Below are 16,897 nucleotides of genomic sequence, written 5' to 3' on the forward strand. Positions count from 1 at the left end.
CACGCGTGCTGTGACCACTCAAACGTGTTGTGATTCGCGATTAGCGGTGAGCTTCAGCGAGCCTCGCGGTAGTGCGTCGGAGAGGCTCGCTGACGCTCACCGCTAAACGCGCGTTTGAAGCGTCGAGTATCCATTCGTGCGATGCTCGGGAGTCCGCATCCACGCGCGGATGACTCACTCCGGACCGTCACCTTCCAACTCCGCGAGCGATGCAACCACTGCGTCGACGGTCAACGCTTCCAGATCCTCGACGTGCTGCACCTGAACACGCGGACCGACGGGACCGAACGCCTGCGGATCGCTCTTCGGACCGAACAGGGCATGCGTCGGGAGACCGCACATCGCGGCCAGGTGCGTCGGGCCCGTGTCGTGTCCGATGAACAGGCCGGCCCCGCGCAGCAGAAAGAGCAGCTCGCTTAGATCACGCGGCGTCTGGACGTCCGACACCTCGCCCAGCGACGCGAGCTCATCGGCGGACAGACGCTCACGCTCCGCCTCGCCCGCGATCACCTTCACGCGTCGGCCCGCACCGCGGAGGTGGTTTGCAAGGTCGATCCAACCCGCGATCGGCCAGTTTTTCGCGGGCGAGCCGCTGCCGACGTGGAGGACGACCGGTCCCGGCTTGTCGAACAGCCGCGGCATAAGACCGGTCCGGCCGATGCTTTCCATGATGCCCATCGCGCCGCCGTGCAGCAGCGGGTGCTCGGCGATCTGGCCCAGCAGGTGATCGATGGCGTGTTCCCCGGCCAATCCCCGCGGCGGCGGCGTCAGCATCAGCACCTCAGCCTCGGGCGCGTGCTTGCGAACCTGCGACTCCCACGCGCTTCCCGCCTCGGCGACGAGGGAGATGACGTGGCTCGCCTTGGACAGCAGCTTCGCCGGTCGATCTGCAAGTTTGGCGTTGCCGAAGAGGCCGGACCATCCCGCCTCGACGTCGCGATACTCGACGCGCAGCACCTGCTCGGCGAGCTTCCCGCGATCCTCGCCCACGACGGCAATCACGCGGCTTTGAGCCAGCACCCTGGCGGCACCAAGCAGCAGCGGCCATGTCAGGACAAAGTCGCCCAGGCCGCCGTGGTGGAAGAAAAGCACGTTGCGCGCTGCCGAGCCGCCGAGCTCCGCAAGCTTGGGCAGTCGCTGTTTCGCCACGGCCGAAGCTTACCCGACAGGCTGGAGGGCGGTCGCGGGCTTGGTCGCCCGGTCGATCCAGCCGCCGGCGAGGACGGTGTCGTCCGCGTAACAGACGACGGCCTGGCCGGGGGCGACGGCGGCTTGGGGCTCATCGAACTCGACCCGCAACTCGTCCTCGCCGGTGCGGCGGACGGCGGCCGGGACCGGCTCGGCGTTGTAGCGAATCTTCGCCTCGCAACGCCGCTCGGCCGATGTGATCTCCGGACTCAACACGTTGATCGATGACGCGATCAGTCCGTCCGACAGGACGTCTGTCTTGTCGCCGACCACGACGCGATTCGTCTCGGCGTCGGTGTCGACGACGTAAATCGGCCGGCCGACGGCGAGCCTGAGGCCGCGACGCTGGCCGATGGTGTATCGCTGGAACCCGTCGTGCTCGCCCAGCTTGTTGCCCGCGGTGTCGACGACTTCGCCCGGCCGTGTGCCGATGCCGCGGCGGTCGACGAGCGACGCGTAGTTCTGATCCGGAACGAAGCAGATCTCCTGCGAGTCGGGCTTGTTGAAGACCGGCAGGTCCAGCTCTTCGGCCAGCTGGCGAATCTCGTGCTTCTCATAGCCGCCGACGGGCAGGAGCATGTGCGCTAGCCGACCTTCGCTGGCACCGAAGAGGACGTAGCTCTGGTCCTTCAAGCGGTCGACGCCGCGGAGCAGTCGTGGCCCGGCGTCGGTGTGCTCGATTCGTGCGTAGTGACCGCTCGCAACGTAGTCCGCCCCGACGGCCTCGGCGTAGTCGTGAAGCCGGCCGAACTTCAGCCAGTCGTTACAGCGCACGCACGGATTGGGCGTTCGCCCCGCGTCGTATTCGGCGACGAAGTAGTCGATGATCCGCCCGAACTCTTGCTCGAAGTTGAGCACGTAGAGCGGAATGCCGAGCCGATCGGCAACCCGCCTGGCATCGGCGGCGTCGTTGACGCTGCAGCAGCCCTGCTTGTGCTTCTTGGTCGACGTCGAACACGTCTCGGCCTCGTCCTGCTGGGCAGCACCGTTCCGCATGAAGCAGCCCACCACGTCGTACCCCTCACGCAACAGCAACGCTGCGGCGACGGACGAATCCACGCCACCACTCATCGCGAGGACGACCTTCTTCCCGCTCACTGGCACACCTCACGATAGGAAACGCGTTATGGCGCTTTCGTTCCAATGCTTGCGCAATTGCAGTCGCTCGAATCGTGAAGTGGCACCGCTAAGCGCGACTGCGCGAAGCACCGACCGTCTGCGACGAAGAAAGATCCTCACTCCACCGTCATTGCGGCGCTGCGGAGTCGGGTTGACAGTTCGTCGGCTTCGTCCGCGGAGAGATCGAGTGTCGCGAGGAGGTCGATGCGCCACGCGTTACCGTCGCGTTGAACGACGAATGCTGCCGCGCGATCGACGCCTTCGACGGCAGGTGGCGTGACGGTGGCGGTGTCGCCGTCGATCTGGACGTCGGCGTTCTCGATGTCGAGGGGCGGCAGCTGCGTGAGGTCGTCGGCGTCGACGCCTGTGTTGACGAGGTCGACAAAGCCCGCCGCCAGTCGCTGCTGCTCGGCCTCGTTCACGACACAAGCCAACACATCTCCACGGTGCCCGGCCCGAAGGCACATCGCAAACGTCGACACGGCCTTGCCCGGACCGCCGAGCTCGAGGTGGTCTGAGACGTTGGACCGTTCATTGAAGAACCATGTGCCCAAGGCGACAGTCGCAAACGCCCAGACCCCGGCGATCACGACGAGCGTGACGATCACTTTCGTTGGCCGTTTCATTGCTGAACTCCTCGACGAACAAGGTCATGTCTCCTCGGGCAAGCAGCCCGCTGGCCTTTGGAAGTCGCAAATCGCGACGTCACCTGACGTTCGTCCTTTGGGTCGAGCGGCCGGTTTTACGGCTCGACTTCCGCTGGTCGCGACGTCGCGGCGATGCCGGCGAGCAGGCCGCGAAAGGCGGCCGTTTGGTAGGCGTCCAGTGCCGCGTCGCGTGAGTCGAACTCGCCGTCGCGAACGCGGTTGGCCAGCGTGACCAGTTCGGCACGCATGGCCTGTGCCGCTTCGAGCTTGATGCTCGGCGAAATGAACGGGCGTCGGTCGATCCGGAAGGCACCGCGCTCGTCGCGAACAAACACGAGCCGGTTGGCGTCTTCGCCGATGAACGCGACGTCGTCTTCGAAGACGATCGACTCCGCCTGGTCGGCATGGCTGACGGGCAGCGGACGATCGCGCAGACCCTCGCCAAACTGACTGTTGAGCGCTCTGTCCAACGCCAGCTGGCCAGAGAGCAGCGTGAGCATGGGAAGAACCTCGTTGCGTTCTGACTCGCGGGATCCGAGCACGCGCGACGCCTCCTCGACAAACCCGGTCTCCAGAGCGCCGACGAAGCTCGTGGTCGCAAGGTCGACCTGCTTCACGGCCGTTCTGTGTTTCAACTCCTGGTACGCGAAACCGCCGACCATCGACACGACCGCAAGGACCGCGATGGCGATGATGCTGGGCTTGTGGAGCCGCGGCATCAGCTGGCCGGCCTTTCGAGGTAACCCTTCTGGCCAAAGTGATCGATCGCCTCCTGCACGCCGCGGAAGACCTTGGTCGCCGTTTCCGTGATGAACGGACTCGGCGGGCGATTGGGCATCCAGACGACGTAGACCTCCTTGCCGCCTTCCCAGGCGTGGTGCAGCTCGCGCTCGACGCCGCTTGAGAGGCCTGGGCCGCCGCCGGGGAGTTCGGGGACGAGGCTGACGATCATGTCGCTCTGGTCGACCATCTTGAAGTCGCGGGCGTAGATCTGGCCCATGATGTCGCCCGAGATGTCCAGCACCTGCTGCGTCGGCAGTGTCGTCGGACCCTCGGCCGCGTCGACCGTCACGGTCGGCTCACCGGCCTCCTTGGCGGCCTGGCCCTTGGTGTGGAGGACGAACTCGTCCACGTCGGCCGGGTCGAAGCAGATGAAGTGCTCGTACAGCGCCTCTTTGAACCGCTCAATCTCCGCCAGCGTGTCGGGCAGATCCATCACGTGCGTCATCGGGAACGACGGGTAGACCTTCTTGCGCCACGGTTCGAAAAGCAGCCGGTAGACCGTCTCGCTCGTGAGCTTCTCCCGGCCTCGGCTGATCATGTAGAAGTGGCCGTGACCCTTGTGGATGTTGGCCAGGATTTCGGTCGCGAGCAGTTCTTCCTCGCGCCAGACCATGATGTCCTTGAGCGTGTGGTCGATGCCGCCGTGGTCGCGGTCGAGGCGCTGGTGGACGCTCTCGGCGTTGTCGAGGAGCGTGAGGTAGACGTCCGGGTTGAACGCCTGCATCTGGTCGTAGTCGAAGGCACTGAACAGCCCGTGACGCCAGCGGAAGGTGGCGTGCGTGTTGACCAGCACGTGCTCGTGACGATCGGCGATCCGCAGGATTTCCTTGAAGACGGCCCGACGCAGCGTGTTGAGCCGAGTGATCGGCAAGTTCAGAATGCGGCCCTTGGGCACATCGGGGGCCTCGGCGTACATCATGTCGCCGACGTGGCAGACCGCCAGATCGTGTCCGCCGTTGGAGGCGTGCTGTTGAACCGCGTCGAGGTAGGGCTTTTTCTCAACGCCGACTTGCCCTGTGAAAATCGCTCGCATGAAGGACTCAGCGTAGCGACGAACCGACGTCAGCCGCGGATGAGTCGGTCGCGAAGGGCGGCCGCGCGTTCGTAACGCTCGCTGGCGACGCAGCGTTGGATGAGGCGGTCCAGGCGACGCTTCGGATCGCGCTCCACCACACGCCGAACCGCTGCCGCTGCCTGCCTGAGCGCGGCAAGCTCCTGCTGCCCGCCGCCGAAGCTGGCGCGGTGACGTTTGATGCGACGAATGCCCGAACGCAGAATCTGCAACGCTTCGTCCGATCGGCCTTCTGCGTTCGACCGAGCTGATTCGGCGCGAGCCCGCATCATCCACGCATACGGCAGCCACCGCATCGCATCGGCCACGACAGGTGTCGGTCCGAGCCGGCGAAGCTGGTCAATCGCCGCAAGATGATGGCCGGTGTCGCGGATGACGCGGTTCCACTCTTCCATCAGGAACCAGCCGAGATAGCGCCGCGCGACCAGCCGGGCCTCGCGATCGAGTCCGGCTGCCTGATCGTCCGTGAGCGATTCGGGTTGTTCGTTGCGCAGCCGTCGCAGCCACGTGACGTCACCCTCACGCGTGTCGGGCGGGCCATCGACGTCGAGCTGGACGAGTCCGGTGCCGCTTTCGACGCGGATCTGCATCTGCGGCCGACCTGCCAAGCCCGGAACGATCCGGGCCGCGAGCGACGTTCCCGGCCAGTCGGCGAGGATGCGACGCAGGTCGCGATGCGGCGAAGTGGCCAGGGCTTGACGATCCTTCGAGGTGGCCTTTGGCATAGCGTCGACCCGGTGCCCAAGGGGCGTTTGACCCCAGCCGGCAGCAGCGTCGTGCCGGCGTCGACCCGCAGGAATCCTTCCGCGGCGGCCGCGATGCTAACGGGCGATTCCGCCCGGCGCGCGTCCCGCGCCGGCGCGCAACATGTCGCCGGCGACGCTCCACTTTGCAACAAAAAACTGCTCCAGGCGAGCACCACAACACCTAGTTCAAGACGGCCAAAATGACCCAGGATGCTGTAGATCAAGCCGAGCCCGGGCCGGTCCAAGACCCAATCGTCTCGCCCCTGGCGCAAGACGACGACGTCGATTTGGCACGGCTGCACGATCGGCCGATCGTCATGAACTTCGCCGAACCCCAGGCCGAGTACAGCGCCCTCCACAAAGCCTGCGGCCTCATGGCCCGCGGCGACTTGGGCCTCGTCCAAGTCAAAGGCCGCGATGCCCTGACCTTCCTCAACAACCTCCTGACCAACGCCCTCGTCGGCAAGGAGTCGAAGCACCCGATGCCGACCGGCACGGGCTGCTACAGCTTCTTCCTCAACCTCAAGGGCCGGGTCGTCGCAGACGCGTCGGTCTTGCGGATCGACGACGAGACCGTTTGGCTTCTGACGAGCCGCCCGCTTGCGGCGACGCTGGCCGAGGCGCTGGATCGCTACCGCTTCACCGAAAAGGCCGCCTTCAGCGTGATCTCGGACGATCACTATGTGCTTTCGCTCCTCGGCCCAGACTGCCACGCCATCCTGGAAAGCGGCGCGGACGTCGCTCCGGCGTTTCGGGCTCGTCCGGATGACTTCCCGGCCACCAGCTTCAACGCCGTGTCGTCGACAAAGCTCGGTGGGCAGCCGGTTGTCGCCATCACCGACGACAGCCTCGGCCGGCCGGGCGTCCACCTGATCGTCCCCATCACCGCCGCCGCCTCGATCTGGAACGACCTGACGACCCGCTTTGGCCAAACGCTCGACGACCGGCAGTTCGGCCAGCGTCGCTTGCGTCCCGTCGGCTGGGGCATGTTCAACGCCGTCCGCATCGAGGCCGGTCTTCCGCTACTGGGCGTCGACTTCGCCCTGGCCGAGCCGAGCAAGCCGGGTCGAGCCAAGGCCGGTGATGACACGCCCGAGCAGAAGGGCGGCGTCCTCCCAGCAGAAACCGGCCCACTCTTCGACCGCGCCGTCAGCGTCGTCGGCGGCTGCTACCTCGGCCAGGAGGTCGTCGCCCGCATGCACGCCCGACAGGTCCAGGCCAAGAACCTCGTCGGCCTGCGCATGACCGAAGACGCATTGCCCGGTGCCGGCGCGCCCGTCGAGCTGAACGACCAGCAGATCGGCATCGTCACCAGCAGCACGCTCTCGCCGATCCTGTCGATGGCCAGCATCGCCCTGGCGACGATCAAGCGGCCGCACTTCGAGGTCGGAAAGACCGTCACCGTCCCTGCCGAAGGCCGACGCGTGTCGGCGGAGGTGGTCGAACTGCCGTTCGTGCAGGCGTAGCGGTAGCGTCTTTCGATGACTCGGCTGTTGGCTTCGCTGCTATTTCTGTCCCTTGCCGGCTGCGCGTCTGAGTCGCGATTCGCGATGGGCATGCCGGACGATGCGGAGCAACCACTGATGCCGGTTTGGTCCGTCATCGGCACAAGCGTCCAGCAGCGAGACATCCGCGCCGCCGTCATCGGCACGCCCGCCGCGACGGCGGACGAGGTCGTTCTGGTCGTCGGCGGCATCCACGGCAACGAGCAGGCCGGCATCGCGCTGGCCGAGCGACTGCTGGACGAAGCCTCCCGCGGCGACTGGCTCGGCAACCGTCACCTCGTCGTCGTCCCTGTGCTGAACCCGGACGGCGTCGCGAGCAACACGCGGCGCAACGCGCGCAACGTCGACCTCAACCGCAACTGGCCCAGCACGAATCGCATCGACCAGGCGAGCAACAGCGGCCCCGCACCTCTGAGCGAGCCCGAGTCCGCGGCCCTGGCAGCCCTCATCGAAGAGGTCCGGCCCGATCGCGTGCTGACGCTGCATCAGCCGCTCTCCTGCGTCGACTGGGACGGCCCGGCCGAGTCCCTCGCCCGCCGCATGTCCGCCGCCTGCGGCCTCCCCGCCAAAAAGCTCGGCGGCCGCCCCGGCAGCATGGGCAGCTACCTCGGCCTCGACCTCGGCACGCCAATCATCACCCTCGAACTCCCCCGCTCCGCCGACCAACAACCCCCCGCCGCCCGCTGGACCACCTACGGCCCCGCCCTCCGCCTCTTCGTCGAAGGGTGACGGAGTGGTGCCCACGACCGCGTCATATTCCCGCCGCATCGCCTTCGCTGAGTGCGCGGTAGGTCGTGCTTCAGCACGAGGCGTAATTTCCGTCGAACCCCGCCGTGGTGCGGAAGCAAGGCCAAGGCAATCACGTCCCCGCCTATGGCTCCCGCCCCTCCAACGCCGCCAGCTTTGCCTTTCCCTCTCTAGGCAGGATTGCCATCATGCCCGCCCGAACGGCCTCTGCTGCATCGTCGCCCGCTACGTCGCGAGCTACGCCAACAGGATTGCCGTCGACCGCGAGCAGATTAGCGGCCGTTGCATCGACGTTCATACCGGTCGGACCGTAGAGGCGTAAAAGTATGCAGAGCGCTTTCGTAAAGCTCATTCTAGCCTCGCGATGATCTCCACGAGCCGCATGAACGGAAGCGATACTATTAATGCCGGTAGTCACATTTGAATGCATCTCGCCGAAGTATGTGCTGAAAACACGCTCAGATCTAACAAAACAGTCTAATGCGTCGTCAAGATGCCCCTGCAACATGAATATGTCGCCAATATTGTTTATTCGTGTTGCCACATTTGGATGACTGTCGCCAAACGCAGCACGATCGATTCTCTCGGCTTCGCGAAAATTTGACATGGCGACGTCCAGATGTCCGCTCGCTCGCCAAGCTGTCGCGACGTTATTCGCCGCGATTGCTATGCTCGGATGGTTGTTGCCGAATGCTGCACGAAAAAGCTGCTCGGCTTCGCAATAAGCAGCCAGCGCATCTTCGTGCTTCCCTAGGAGCAGCAGGGCTCTGCCGACGTTGCCCAGTCGAATTGCCACGTTCGTGTGGCTGCTTCCAAAGACTACGCGATCGATCCGCTCGGCTTCACTGAACGCTTTTAAAGCTCCATCGGCATCACCGCGTGCTAGCAGAACGCTGCCAATATTGTTGACACAGACTGCGACGTTCTGGTGGTTGTTGCCGAATGCGGCACGTTCGACGCACTCAGCTTCGCGGAAAGCCACCAAGGCATTTGGGAGGTCATCTAGCTCTCGCAGCACGCCACCGATGTTGTTGATCGCCATCCCTAGGTTACGCCGATCTACGCCGGTCGCGAGGCGGAGAATTCGCTCGCTCTCTCGATACAAGACCAAGGCTCCGCTGAGATCACGAAGGGCGTGAAGCACGCCACCGGCGTTGTTGACGTCTTGCGCAACTAGGTGGTGGTCATCACCGAAAGCAACGCGGTCGATGCGCTCAGCCTCGCTGAAGAGCTTAAGTGCATCTCGCAGACGATGGTGAACACGCTGAGCGTGGTAACCGACCAGATTGCAGAGTATCGCCCATTCGAAGGCGATATGACGTCCGAGATTTTGACGGATCAATGCTGAAGCATGCCGGGAGACGTTGTCGAGAATATCACCGCGAGTAGCGTTTGCAACTGGGTTATTGGTGAAGACACCAATCAAATGGTTGCGCAGGTTGTGTGCGCTCCGCCCAACAAGCTGTCGCCCTTGCTTCGTAGCGACGAGACGGGCCTTGACGATCTGCTGGGACAGGCCGTGGATGTCGACGGCCGCGGCATCGTTGGCCGTGGCGCGGAGAACGGAGACGTCGACGAGGCGGTTGAGTTGCTTGCGGGCCTCGCGGGGCTCGACGTCGGGGACGGCGGCGTGAAGAAGGTCGCGGGGGATCGCTCGCGGGTCGAGCAGCGACGCGGCGGCAAGGAGACGCTGGCGGAGACGGTCGGCGTCGTTCTCGGGCTGGCCGAGGGTCGGGAGGTGGAGCATCAGCGTCGCGGCCACGCCGCGGCGGTAGCGGGGGTCGACGTCCCGCGGGTCGACATCGCCTAGCAGTCCCTCGTCCTCTCCGATCGGCGCACGTTCGAGTTCGGCCAGCAGAGCCGCGGGGGAAAGGTCGGGGTTCTCCCGGAGGTAGCTGTTGGCAAGCGCGACGGCGAGGGCGTGGCGATGAAGGTAGCCGGTGACGGCGTCGAGCGCGGCGTCGTGCTCATCGCCAGCGAGGTCGCCCCGCTTCTGGCGAAGCAGGGCGCGGGCGTCATAGGCGTTGAGAACGTCGAGCGGGAAGGTCCGGAAGCCGCCGGCGGTGGCGGCGTTGCGGCGGGTCGTGACGAGCAGCCGGGCCGGGTCGGCGAGGGCATACTGCTGCCGAGCGGCGGCGAGGTCGGGCACGTCGTCGAGGACGAGCAGGTGTTGCTTGGCGGAGAGAGCCCGGGCCACGGCGGCGGCGACGGCCTCGGACTCTTGCGGTGGCGTCACGCCGAGGGCGATCAGGACGTGGCGCCCGTCGCGGTCCGCGTTGGCAGCGGAGGAGGCGTCGACAAACCATACGCCGTCTTAGTGCTTCGACCCGCGCTCGAAGGGGCCGTGGAGATAGGCGTACTCGACAGCGAGCTGCGACTTGCCGAAGCCGCCGTCGCCGGAGACGGCGTGGAAGACGGCGACGTCCTCGCCGCCGACGAGGGCGGCGTGGAGGTCGTCGAGTTCCCGCGTGCGGCCGACGAAGTCGTCGTTGCGGGAGACGCCGGCGGACGGGAAGTTGGACGGGTCGCCGGGCTCAGGAGTGGCTGCGGCATAGTTGTGGTAGTGAATGCCGCCCTCATTCTTGTCGACCGCCGTGGCGTTTTTCGCCTGCTGGTGACCGACCAACGGTGCCGGGTTTGTGCCCTCGTTCACACCGCCCCCTTTCTCTATGACTGATGGATGCCGCCGTAGTTATTTTGGATGATGTTGACGTTCTTGGCGTCGATTCGCCCGACGAGCTGCCGGACACCTGCTTCGGCCGCTTGATCGTCTTTCAGCAGTTCGACGACCCGCTTTGCGACGGCTCCGTCGGCGAGGAACCGCTCGGCGAGCTCGACGGGCAGGTCCTCCTTGGCCGGGTCGTCCGTCCAGCCGAGAGCGTTCTTGACCTTGCTCCAAAGGCTCTTGCCGGCCTCGCCGCCAAAGCCCTCAATCACCTTGACGCCGAGCGTCGTCGCTGCACCGGTGAGTGCTGCCAGAGTCACAGGTTCCATGTCGCCTTCCAGAGTCGGTTACGCGCTTGTGGCGAAGATCGACCCACTGCCGACACCGCCCGTGTGCGATTGTACGCAACGAGTTCACTACATCGCGAAACGACGGTCGTCCGACTAGCTGGTTGAGAACGCCTGGAAGTCAGCCATACCTCAGACAGCGGAGAGGAGAGGATTCGAACCTCCGGTACCGGTTTCCCAGTACGACGCTTTAGCAAAGCGTTGCCTTAAGCCACTCGGCCACCTCTCCGGGGTGGTCGCGATGGTAGTCGTCGGTCGACACCCGGGGCAAGTCGATCACTCACGACGGTCGTCGGCGTCGTAGGCCTGTTGGGTGCCGGGGAGGCGTCGCTCGAAACGCTCGACGTGGGTGGATCGGCCGGTAGATTCGTCGATGTCGGCCAGGACGCCAGAGAGGCGGACGTCGCCGGTGGCGACTTCGAAGTGCTGTGGGATTTGCCGGGTCATCCAGCTCAGGACGGCTTCCTTCTTTCGGCCCAGGACCGAGTCGTACGGGCCGGTCATGCCGACGTCAGTGATGTAGGCGGTGTGCTTGTTGAGGATCGTCGCGTCGGCCGTGGGAATGTGCGTGTGCGTGCCGAAGACGAGCGATGTGCGTCCGGCCAGGTGCCAGCCCATCGCCTGCTTTTCGCTGGTCGCTTCGGCGTGGACGTCGCAGACGATGACCTTCACGTCGTTGGGCATCGCAGCGATGACGCGGTCAGCGGACTCGAACGGATCGCCGCCGGGCAGGCTGCTCATGAAGAGCCGGCCACTGACGGCGAAGACGCCGATCTTGATCTCGCGGCCCGCGACGCTGGTCGGAATGACGACGAACGGCCGGCCGTGGCCACGCGCGCTGAGGTTGGCGGGCCGGAGGATGCGGGACGAGTCGTCGAGCGTCTTGAGGATCTCTGCCCGCTTGTGGAAGTGATCGCCCAGCGTCACGCACCCGACGCCGGCTTCGCGGAGGGATTGAAAAATCTTGGGCGTGATGCCACTTCCCGCCGCGGCGTTCTCGCCGTTGGCGATGACGAAGTCGATCTTCTCGTCGCGGATGACGCCCGGCAGGAGTTCTGCGACCGCACGTCGGCCTGGGCGTCCGACGATGTCACCGAGGGCGAGGATCCGCATGAGTGGAGAGGGACTAGGGACCAGGGACTAGGCGCTAGGGCAGAGGTGACACCTAGTCCCTAATCCCTAGCGCCTCGCGCCCTACTTACTCACACGTTCGATGTAGGAGCCGTCGTCGGTGTTGAACTTGATGACGTCGCCGGGGTTGATGAAGGGCGGGACCTTGACGTTTCGGCCGGTTTCGGTGGTGGCGTCTTTGAGCTGGTTGGTCGCGGTGGCGCCCTTGATGGCCGGGGGCGTGTCGGTGACGGTCTGCTCGACGACCTTGGGCAGTTCGTAGCTGACCATGTTGCCGTCGTGGTAGAGGGCCGACATCTGCGTGTTGGGCGTCAGGTAGAGCGCATCATCGCCGAGGACGTCCTTGGGGATGGACGGCTGGTCGTAGGTCTCGGTGTCCATGAAAACGAGGTTGTCGCCTTCGTCGTAGAGGAACTCGACGGTGCGGCGGTCAAGGTTGACGGTCTCGATGTTGTCGGTCGCGCCGACGCGCTTGTCTTGGATGGTGCCCTTCTTCACGTCGCGCAGCTTGAACTGCACCTTGGCCCGCAGGTTGCCGGGCGTGTTGTGGTCGGCGTTGGTAACGACGTAAAGCGTGCCGTCGATGATGACGGCCTGACCGCGGCGGATGTCGGAGGCGCGCATGAAGTGGTGGCTGGTTGCTGGTGACTTGAAACTCGGGCCGGAGGGCACGCTAGGAGGCGTCTGATCCCAGTTACAAGTCACCAGTTCACGAGGTACGCTGACGGCTATGCACCAGGTCAAGCTCTTCAAAGGCGTCGAGGCTGAGCCGCATCCGTTGGAGGATCGCATCAATGAATGGCTGCGGACCAGCGGGGCCAAGGTCGTGCAGATCACCGGCAATATCGCGCCCCAATCGCCAAAGGGAGACGACACGGCCGGCGTCGGTAGCAAGGGGTTCGGCACGAGCGACATTCTGGTCATCGTGCTCTACGAGCCGGCGGGTGAGGCGTCGGAAGCGGGAAGTGATTCGCGACCTGCCGCGGGGTTCGAGTAGGGTTCTGGCCGTGACCGTTGGCCCCAGCGAGCAGAAGCTTCCAGTGCCGACGGGGTTGTCCGTCGGGGCGTCGGTGTCGCTGGTCGCGTTGGTCGTGGCCAACCTTGTGCCGCTGGTGGGCGTGGCACTATTCGGGTGGGACGTGCGTCAGATTCTGCTGCTCTACTGGGCGGAGAACGTGGTCGTGGCGTTCTGGGCGGCGATGCGGATGGCTCGCGTCGGCGGGATCGGGGCGGTGCCGCTCATCGGGTTCTTCGCGGTGCACTTCGGCATCTTCACGTTCGTGCACGGCGTGTTCGTCGGCGTGCTGACGTCTTTGGACGAGATGCAAGGTGGGTTTCCATCGCCGGTGGCTTTGCTGGGCGAGGTGCCGGGGCTTGCCTTGTTCGGGCTGTTCCTGAGCCACGGCGTGTCGTTCTTCGGCAATTTCCTCCTCGGCGGCGAGTGGCGGACGGCGGAGCTGAAAGAGGAGATGGCCCGGCCTTATCCGCGGATGATCGTCCTGCACGTGGCGATCGTGATGTCGGGCATGTTCGTCGTCGTCTTGGGGCAGCCGACGGCACTGCTGATGCTGCTGGTCGTCCTCAAGATCGGCCTCGACGTCGTGGCCCATCGCAGGTCGCACCGCAAACGCGTCACGTCAGATTTCGACACGCGTCAGGATCAACCAGGTGGCGACGGCAACGACTAACAACAGGCCGACGAGTGCAAACCAGGGCCACACCGTGCGCCACCAGCCGATGCGGTCGGCCTGCTGCTCGATCTCGACCACGAAGCTGCCGGGGACGTCGATGCGCCCGAACGCATGGGCGAGCTGACGGAGCGGCGTTTCGGAGCTGCCGCTGAGCAACTTCAGCGCGTCGATCGCGGCCGTGCGATGGCCACTGGCGGCGGTCACGCTGCAGTCCATGGCGATGCCGATCTGGCGATCGGTGAGGCTGGCACCGGCGCTGAGCAGCGTCGCTTCCTGCTGCTGGCGCGGCAGTTTGCGGAACGCCGCAATCGTCGCGCGGTGGCTCGGCGAATCGTCGTCGTGGGCGAGTGGGTCGTCACGCCCCGGCTCGTCCGCGTCGCGTAGCTCCAGAATCGTGTGATGGCGGAGCCAACGCGTGGCATCGTCCATGTCCGTCCACTCGGTCGAGGCCTCGCCGGCGAGCCTTGTGATGTGGCGTAGGGCACGCGTCGCGTCGTTGTGGGTCGGCGTGAACGCGACGGCCAGACGCCAGATGAACGGCAGATGCGTCGAGAGCGATCCCTTGAGCAGCTCGCGTGGCGTGTGCGGCATGAGTCAGTCCGTCAAACGCAAGCTGGACGCGCGAACACACGTGCCGTCGATGATCGGCAGCCCGGCCGGGCTGACGCCGTCGAAAGTGCCCGTGGTCGCATCCGGATCGGCAACCACACGCCGGCCGACCCACGCCAGGCCGTCGCGGAAGGACGCAGCGTGGTCCGCCCAGCCTCGATCGGGCGTTGTCGACCAGCGAGCCACGTCGCGTCCAAGCGCCGCCAGCACGTCGAGCCGATTGCGCCCGATGGCCGAGCGTCCCTCGGGCCAGTCGGCTTCACGAACGGTGTTGATGCCCACGCCGACGAGGTCGTGGCTGTCGACGTGTTCGCAGAGGATGCCGCCGATCTTGTCGTCGCCGACGAGCAGGTCGTTGGGCCACTTGATGGTCGCGTCGACGTCCAGCGACAGCAGGGCCTCGCGAACCAGCACACCGGCCGAGAGGCTCATGGTCCCGGGTGGTGACGCGTCGCTGCGGATGCAGAATGTCACCGTGACGCCCGTCGGCTGGCCGGCTTCGACGCTGGACCACCCGCGAAGTCGCCTGCCGCGTCCAGCCAGCTGACGATCCGCGACGACGGCCAACTTGCGGTCCGTCAGGCGATCCCGCACGAGATCGGCGGCGAGATTGCTGGTGCTGTCGACGTCGCGTCGGAAGACCACGTCCCAGTCGGGCAGGGCGTTTGTTGCAAGGTCTTGCGTCAGAGACCCGATGACGGCGGCGTGCCGGTCCGGGTTCTCGGACCTTGTCGGGCGGGATGGGCCTTTGACATGCGTCTGCACGGGGCGTTAACGTACGCCTCCCCGCGTTCGACCGCCAAGGGTCGGACCATCCCGCCGACAGCCGTTTGCTTTGCGCGTCTTGCGTGGCACGGCCTAGCCATCTGGCCTGATCGAAGGAGTCGCATGACCCGCAACCCAGCCGCCCGTCGTTCTCTTCGTCGCCTTGCCGGCCGACTCGTGCTCACCGCTACCGTCGCGTTCGGCGGTTTCGTCACGATGGGCACAGTCTCGGGCTGCACGACCGGCCCGGGTGCGGGCGAGATCACCGCCACGCCGGTCTTCGGCACCCGCGAGCGCTTCAGCCGCATTGGCCGCAACATCGACATCGAGGCCAAGATGCTCAACGACGACCTCGACAACCTGCTGCTTCTGCGTCCCGTCACGGGCCTGACCCCGTGGCAGGTGCCCTGATCGGGTGCTCGTGGATCGGGTCTCCGGTCTGAGCCTTCACAGCCGGCACTTCGACGCCGAAGCGGTAGCTTCGGGTTCTGGGCTCAAACGCTCCGAAACCCGAAGCTTCCGCTTTGGCGTCTTTCGCTTACGACAACCAGTTTCGGAACGAGTCCTCGACCGTGTTCAGTCCGATCCCTGCTCGCCACGAATCTTCTCGACGATCTCTGCAAGCTCTGACGCGGGGACGGCGTAGGTCTTCACGCGTCCGGCGCGGGCGATGTTGATACCCAGGAGATCGCCGCGGGCGTTGATGACGGGGCCGCCCATGCGATTCGGCGGAAGAACGGTGTCGTGCTGGATCACGGCGGGAAAGTCGCTGCTGCGTCGGCTGAACGTCGAACCGCCGATGAAGTTCTGGAAGCGTGCTTGCTGTGACGCGCGGATGCCGCCGAGGCGAACTTCGACGTCGACGGGCAGTCCATCGCGAATGAGGCCAAGCTTCACACGATCGCCGGCCCGGAAGTTGTCGAGCTTGGCGTTGAGCTCTTGAATCTGTGTGATCGGCGTGCCCTCGACGGTCGTCACGAGGTCGCCAACCTTGACGCCCGCTTCTTGTGCAGGGCTGAGCGCAAAAACGCGATTGACGTCGAGCCCGCGCACCGCGTCGGTGATCGTCACGCCGAGCTGCCCACGCTGAAGCCGCACCGGTCGGACAGCCGCTTCGCCGTCACGGACGATCGTCAGGTTGAAGACCGCACTGGGCCGATCGAGCCGAAGCTCGTTGACGAACTGCTGCCGGCTTTCGATGTCGACGTTGTCCCGTGCGATGATCAGATCGCCGGGACGAATGCCCGCCTGCCACGCCGCACCACCGCGACGGACCGATCGCACTGGCAGCCCGTCGATCGCCTGCGCCCGCGTGCCGATGCCCAGGCGAAGGCCCTCGCGTTCGATCTCGCGAAGCTTGCCGACGCTGACGTTGCCGATCGCGAGTGCTCCGCCGACGTCGGGTCCGAGGCCGTCCGGGTCGGGCTCGACACTGACGAGCCACGTCCCAGCCGCAGGCGGCGCGTCGGCGAGGTTGCCGAGTGGGACGAACGGGACGCGAAGGCCATTCGGCGCGGCCAGTTGCAGCAGGGCGATATCGAACTCGGCATCGGTGCCGATGAGGTCGAGTGCGAGAAAGCCGCGATCGTTGTCCTTGGGGAACAGGTCGGCGGCAACGAGGCCGTTGAGCTCGCTGGCCTTGGTGACCAGCAGGCCGTCGTCCGAGACGAGCAGGCCGAGCGCGACTTGCTCGCCATCGGCTTCGCCGCCGACACCGACGAGCGAGACCGTCGCCGCTGATGTGTTCGCGGCCGCCGAGGCGAACGCCTCGCGCAGGGCGGAGCTGTTCTTGACCAGCCCGTCCGACGTCTGAGCCGACGCCTGCACCGCCAGACCCGCGGCGGCAAAAGCGAAGAGAAACTTGGTCAGGTCCTTCAACATC

19 protein-coding genes and 1 tRNA gene are annotated in these 16,897 nt (G+C 65.6%); 5 read left to right on the forward strand and 15 right to left on the reverse strand.

Annotation, left to right across the window (positions count from 1 at the left end; all coding sequences use genetic code 11):
- Positions 1 to 174: 174 nt before the first annotated feature.
- The 6 genes from AAGI46_03530 to AAGI46_03555 form a co-directional block, all read right to left on the reverse strand.
- On the reverse strand, positions 175 to 1,149 hold the full coding sequence (locus AAGI46_03530; protein MEM1011275.1) for a glycosyltransferase family 9 protein: 975 nt from the start codon (positions 1,147 to 1,149) through the stop codon (positions 175 to 177).
- A 9-nt stretch (positions 1,150 to 1,158) separates the two neighbouring features.
- On the reverse strand, positions 1,159 to 2,286 hold the full coding sequence (gene mnmA / locus AAGI46_03535; GenBank protein MEM1011276.1) for a tRNA 2-thiouridine(34) synthase MnmA: 1,128 nt from the start codon (positions 2,284 to 2,286) through the stop codon (positions 1,159 to 1,161).
- A gap of 137 nt (positions 2,287 to 2,423) precedes the next feature.
- A complete protein-coding gene (locus AAGI46_03540; protein MEM1011277.1) occupies positions 2,424 to 2,933 on the reverse strand; it encodes a hypothetical protein in 510 nt (169 codons plus the stop codon).
- A 116-nt stretch (positions 2,934 to 3,049) separates the two neighbouring features.
- A complete protein-coding gene (locus tag AAGI46_03545) occupies positions 3,050 to 3,673 on the reverse strand; it encodes a hypothetical protein (protein ID MEM1011278.1) in 624 nt (207 codons plus the stop codon).
- Positions 3,673 to 4,770: an AAA family ATPase gene (locus AAGI46_03550; protein ID MEM1011279.1), complete on the reverse strand. Its 1,098-nt coding sequence runs from the start codon at positions 4,768 to 4,770 to the stop codon at positions 3,673 to 3,675. The genes AAGI46_03545 and AAGI46_03550 overlap by 1 nt, the downstream gene beginning before the upstream one ends.
- A 29-nt stretch (positions 4,771 to 4,799) precedes the next feature.
- A complete protein-coding gene (locus tag AAGI46_03555) occupies positions 4,800 to 5,534 on the reverse strand; it encodes a UvrB/UvrC motif-containing protein (GenBank protein ID MEM1011280.1) in 735 nt (244 codons plus the stop codon).
- Between the two features lie 221 nt (positions 5,535 to 5,755).
- Between AAGI46_03555 and AAGI46_03560 the strand changes: the two genes are divergently transcribed.
- Together AAGI46_03560 and AAGI46_03565 are read left to right on the forward strand one after the other, a co-directional pair.
- A complete protein-coding gene (locus AAGI46_03560; protein ID MEM1011281.1) occupies positions 5,756 to 7,021 on the forward strand; it encodes a glycine cleavage T C-terminal barrel domain-containing protein in 1,266 nt (421 codons plus the stop codon).
- Between the two features lie 15 nt (positions 7,022 to 7,036).
- Positions 7,037 to 7,789, forward strand: a complete 753-nt coding sequence (locus AAGI46_03565) for a DUF2817 domain-containing protein (protein MEM1011282.1) — start codon at positions 7,037 to 7,039, stop codon at positions 7,787 to 7,789.
- A 142-nt stretch (positions 7,790 to 7,931) separates the two neighbouring features.
- On the opposite strand, the gene AAGI46_03570 is transcribed toward AAGI46_03565, so the two are convergent.
- From AAGI46_03570 to efp, 6 genes are all read right to left on the reverse strand, one after another.
- Complete coding sequence (locus tag AAGI46_03570) at positions 7,932 to 10,043, reverse strand: tetratricopeptide repeat protein (GenBank protein ID MEM1011283.1); 2,112 nt, start codon at positions 10,041 to 10,043, stop codon at positions 7,932 to 7,934.
- 78 nt (positions 10,044 to 10,121) lie between these two features.
- Positions 10,122 to 10,460, reverse strand: coding sequence for a hypothetical protein (locus AAGI46_03575; GenBank protein MEM1011284.1), 339 nt, complete (start codon positions 10,458 to 10,460; stop codon positions 10,122 to 10,124).
- A 14-nt stretch (positions 10,461 to 10,474) separates the two neighbouring features.
- On the reverse strand, positions 10,475 to 10,801 hold the full coding sequence (locus tag AAGI46_03580) for a hypothetical protein (GenBank protein ID MEM1011285.1): 327 nt from the start codon (positions 10,799 to 10,801) through the stop codon (positions 10,475 to 10,477).
- A 158-nt stretch (positions 10,802 to 10,959) separates the two neighbouring features.
- Positions 10,960 to 11,048: transfer RNA gene (locus AAGI46_03585), tRNA-Ser, on the reverse strand.
- Positions 11,049 to 11,095: 47 nt separating this feature from the next.
- Positions 11,096 to 11,932, reverse strand: a complete 837-nt coding sequence (locus tag AAGI46_03590; GenBank protein ID MEM1011286.1) for a TIGR00282 family metallophosphoesterase — start codon at positions 11,930 to 11,932, stop codon at positions 11,096 to 11,098.
- Positions 11,933 to 12,013: 81 nt separating this feature from the next.
- The gene (gene efp / locus AAGI46_03595; protein MEM1011287.1) at positions 12,014 to 12,574 is read right to left on the reverse strand and encodes an elongation factor P; all 561 of its coding nucleotides are present in this window, start codon (positions 12,572 to 12,574) and stop codon (positions 12,014 to 12,016) included.
- A gap of 106 nt (positions 12,575 to 12,680) precedes the next feature.
- Here efp and AAGI46_03600 point away from each other — a divergent pair, with 106 nt between their 5' ends.
- Both AAGI46_03600 and AAGI46_03605 read left to right on the forward strand, forming a co-directional pair.
- A complete protein-coding gene (locus AAGI46_03600) occupies positions 12,681 to 12,947 on the forward strand; it encodes a hypothetical protein (GenBank protein MEM1011288.1) in 267 nt (88 codons plus the stop codon).
- A 10-nt stretch (positions 12,948 to 12,957) separates the two neighbouring features.
- Entirely contained in the window at positions 12,958 to 13,638 is a 681-nt protein-coding gene (locus AAGI46_03605; protein MEM1011289.1) for a DUF6498-containing protein, read from the forward strand.
- Here the strand turns inward: AAGI46_03605 and AAGI46_03610 are convergent.
- Both AAGI46_03610 and AAGI46_03615 read right to left on the reverse strand, forming a co-directional pair.
- Complete coding sequence (locus AAGI46_03610; GenBank protein ID MEM1011290.1) at positions 13,588 to 14,232, reverse strand: hypothetical protein; 645 nt, start codon at positions 14,230 to 14,232, stop codon at positions 13,588 to 13,590. The two genes, AAGI46_03605 and AAGI46_03610, sit on opposite strands and share 51 nt — an antisense overlap.
- A gap of 3 nt (positions 14,233 to 14,235) precedes the next feature.
- The gene (locus tag AAGI46_03615; protein ID MEM1011291.1) at positions 14,236 to 15,015 is read right to left on the reverse strand and encodes a biotin--[acetyl-CoA-carboxylase] ligase; all 780 of its coding nucleotides are present in this window, start codon (positions 15,013 to 15,015) and stop codon (positions 14,236 to 14,238) included.
- A 123-nt stretch (positions 15,016 to 15,138) separates the two neighbouring features.
- On the opposite strand from AAGI46_03615, the gene AAGI46_03620 reads away from it, so the two are divergent.
- Positions 15,139 to 15,426: a hypothetical protein gene (locus AAGI46_03620; GenBank protein MEM1011292.1), complete on the forward strand. Its 288-nt coding sequence runs from the start codon at positions 15,139 to 15,141 to the stop codon at positions 15,424 to 15,426.
- 165 nt (positions 15,427 to 15,591) lie between these two features.
- Here AAGI46_03620 and AAGI46_03625 read toward each other — a convergent pair whose 3' ends face one another.
- Positions 15,592 to 16,896, reverse strand: coding sequence for a PDZ domain-containing protein (locus AAGI46_03625; protein MEM1011293.1), 1,305 nt, complete (start codon positions 16,894 to 16,896; stop codon positions 15,592 to 15,594).
- Position 16,897: the final 1 nt, after the last annotated feature.

It is taken from the genome of Planctomycetota bacterium, from assembly GCA_038746835.1.
In the GTDB taxonomy this organism is placed as follows: domain Bacteria; phylum Planctomycetota; class Phycisphaerae; order Tepidisphaerales; family Tepidisphaeraceae; genus JBCDKH01.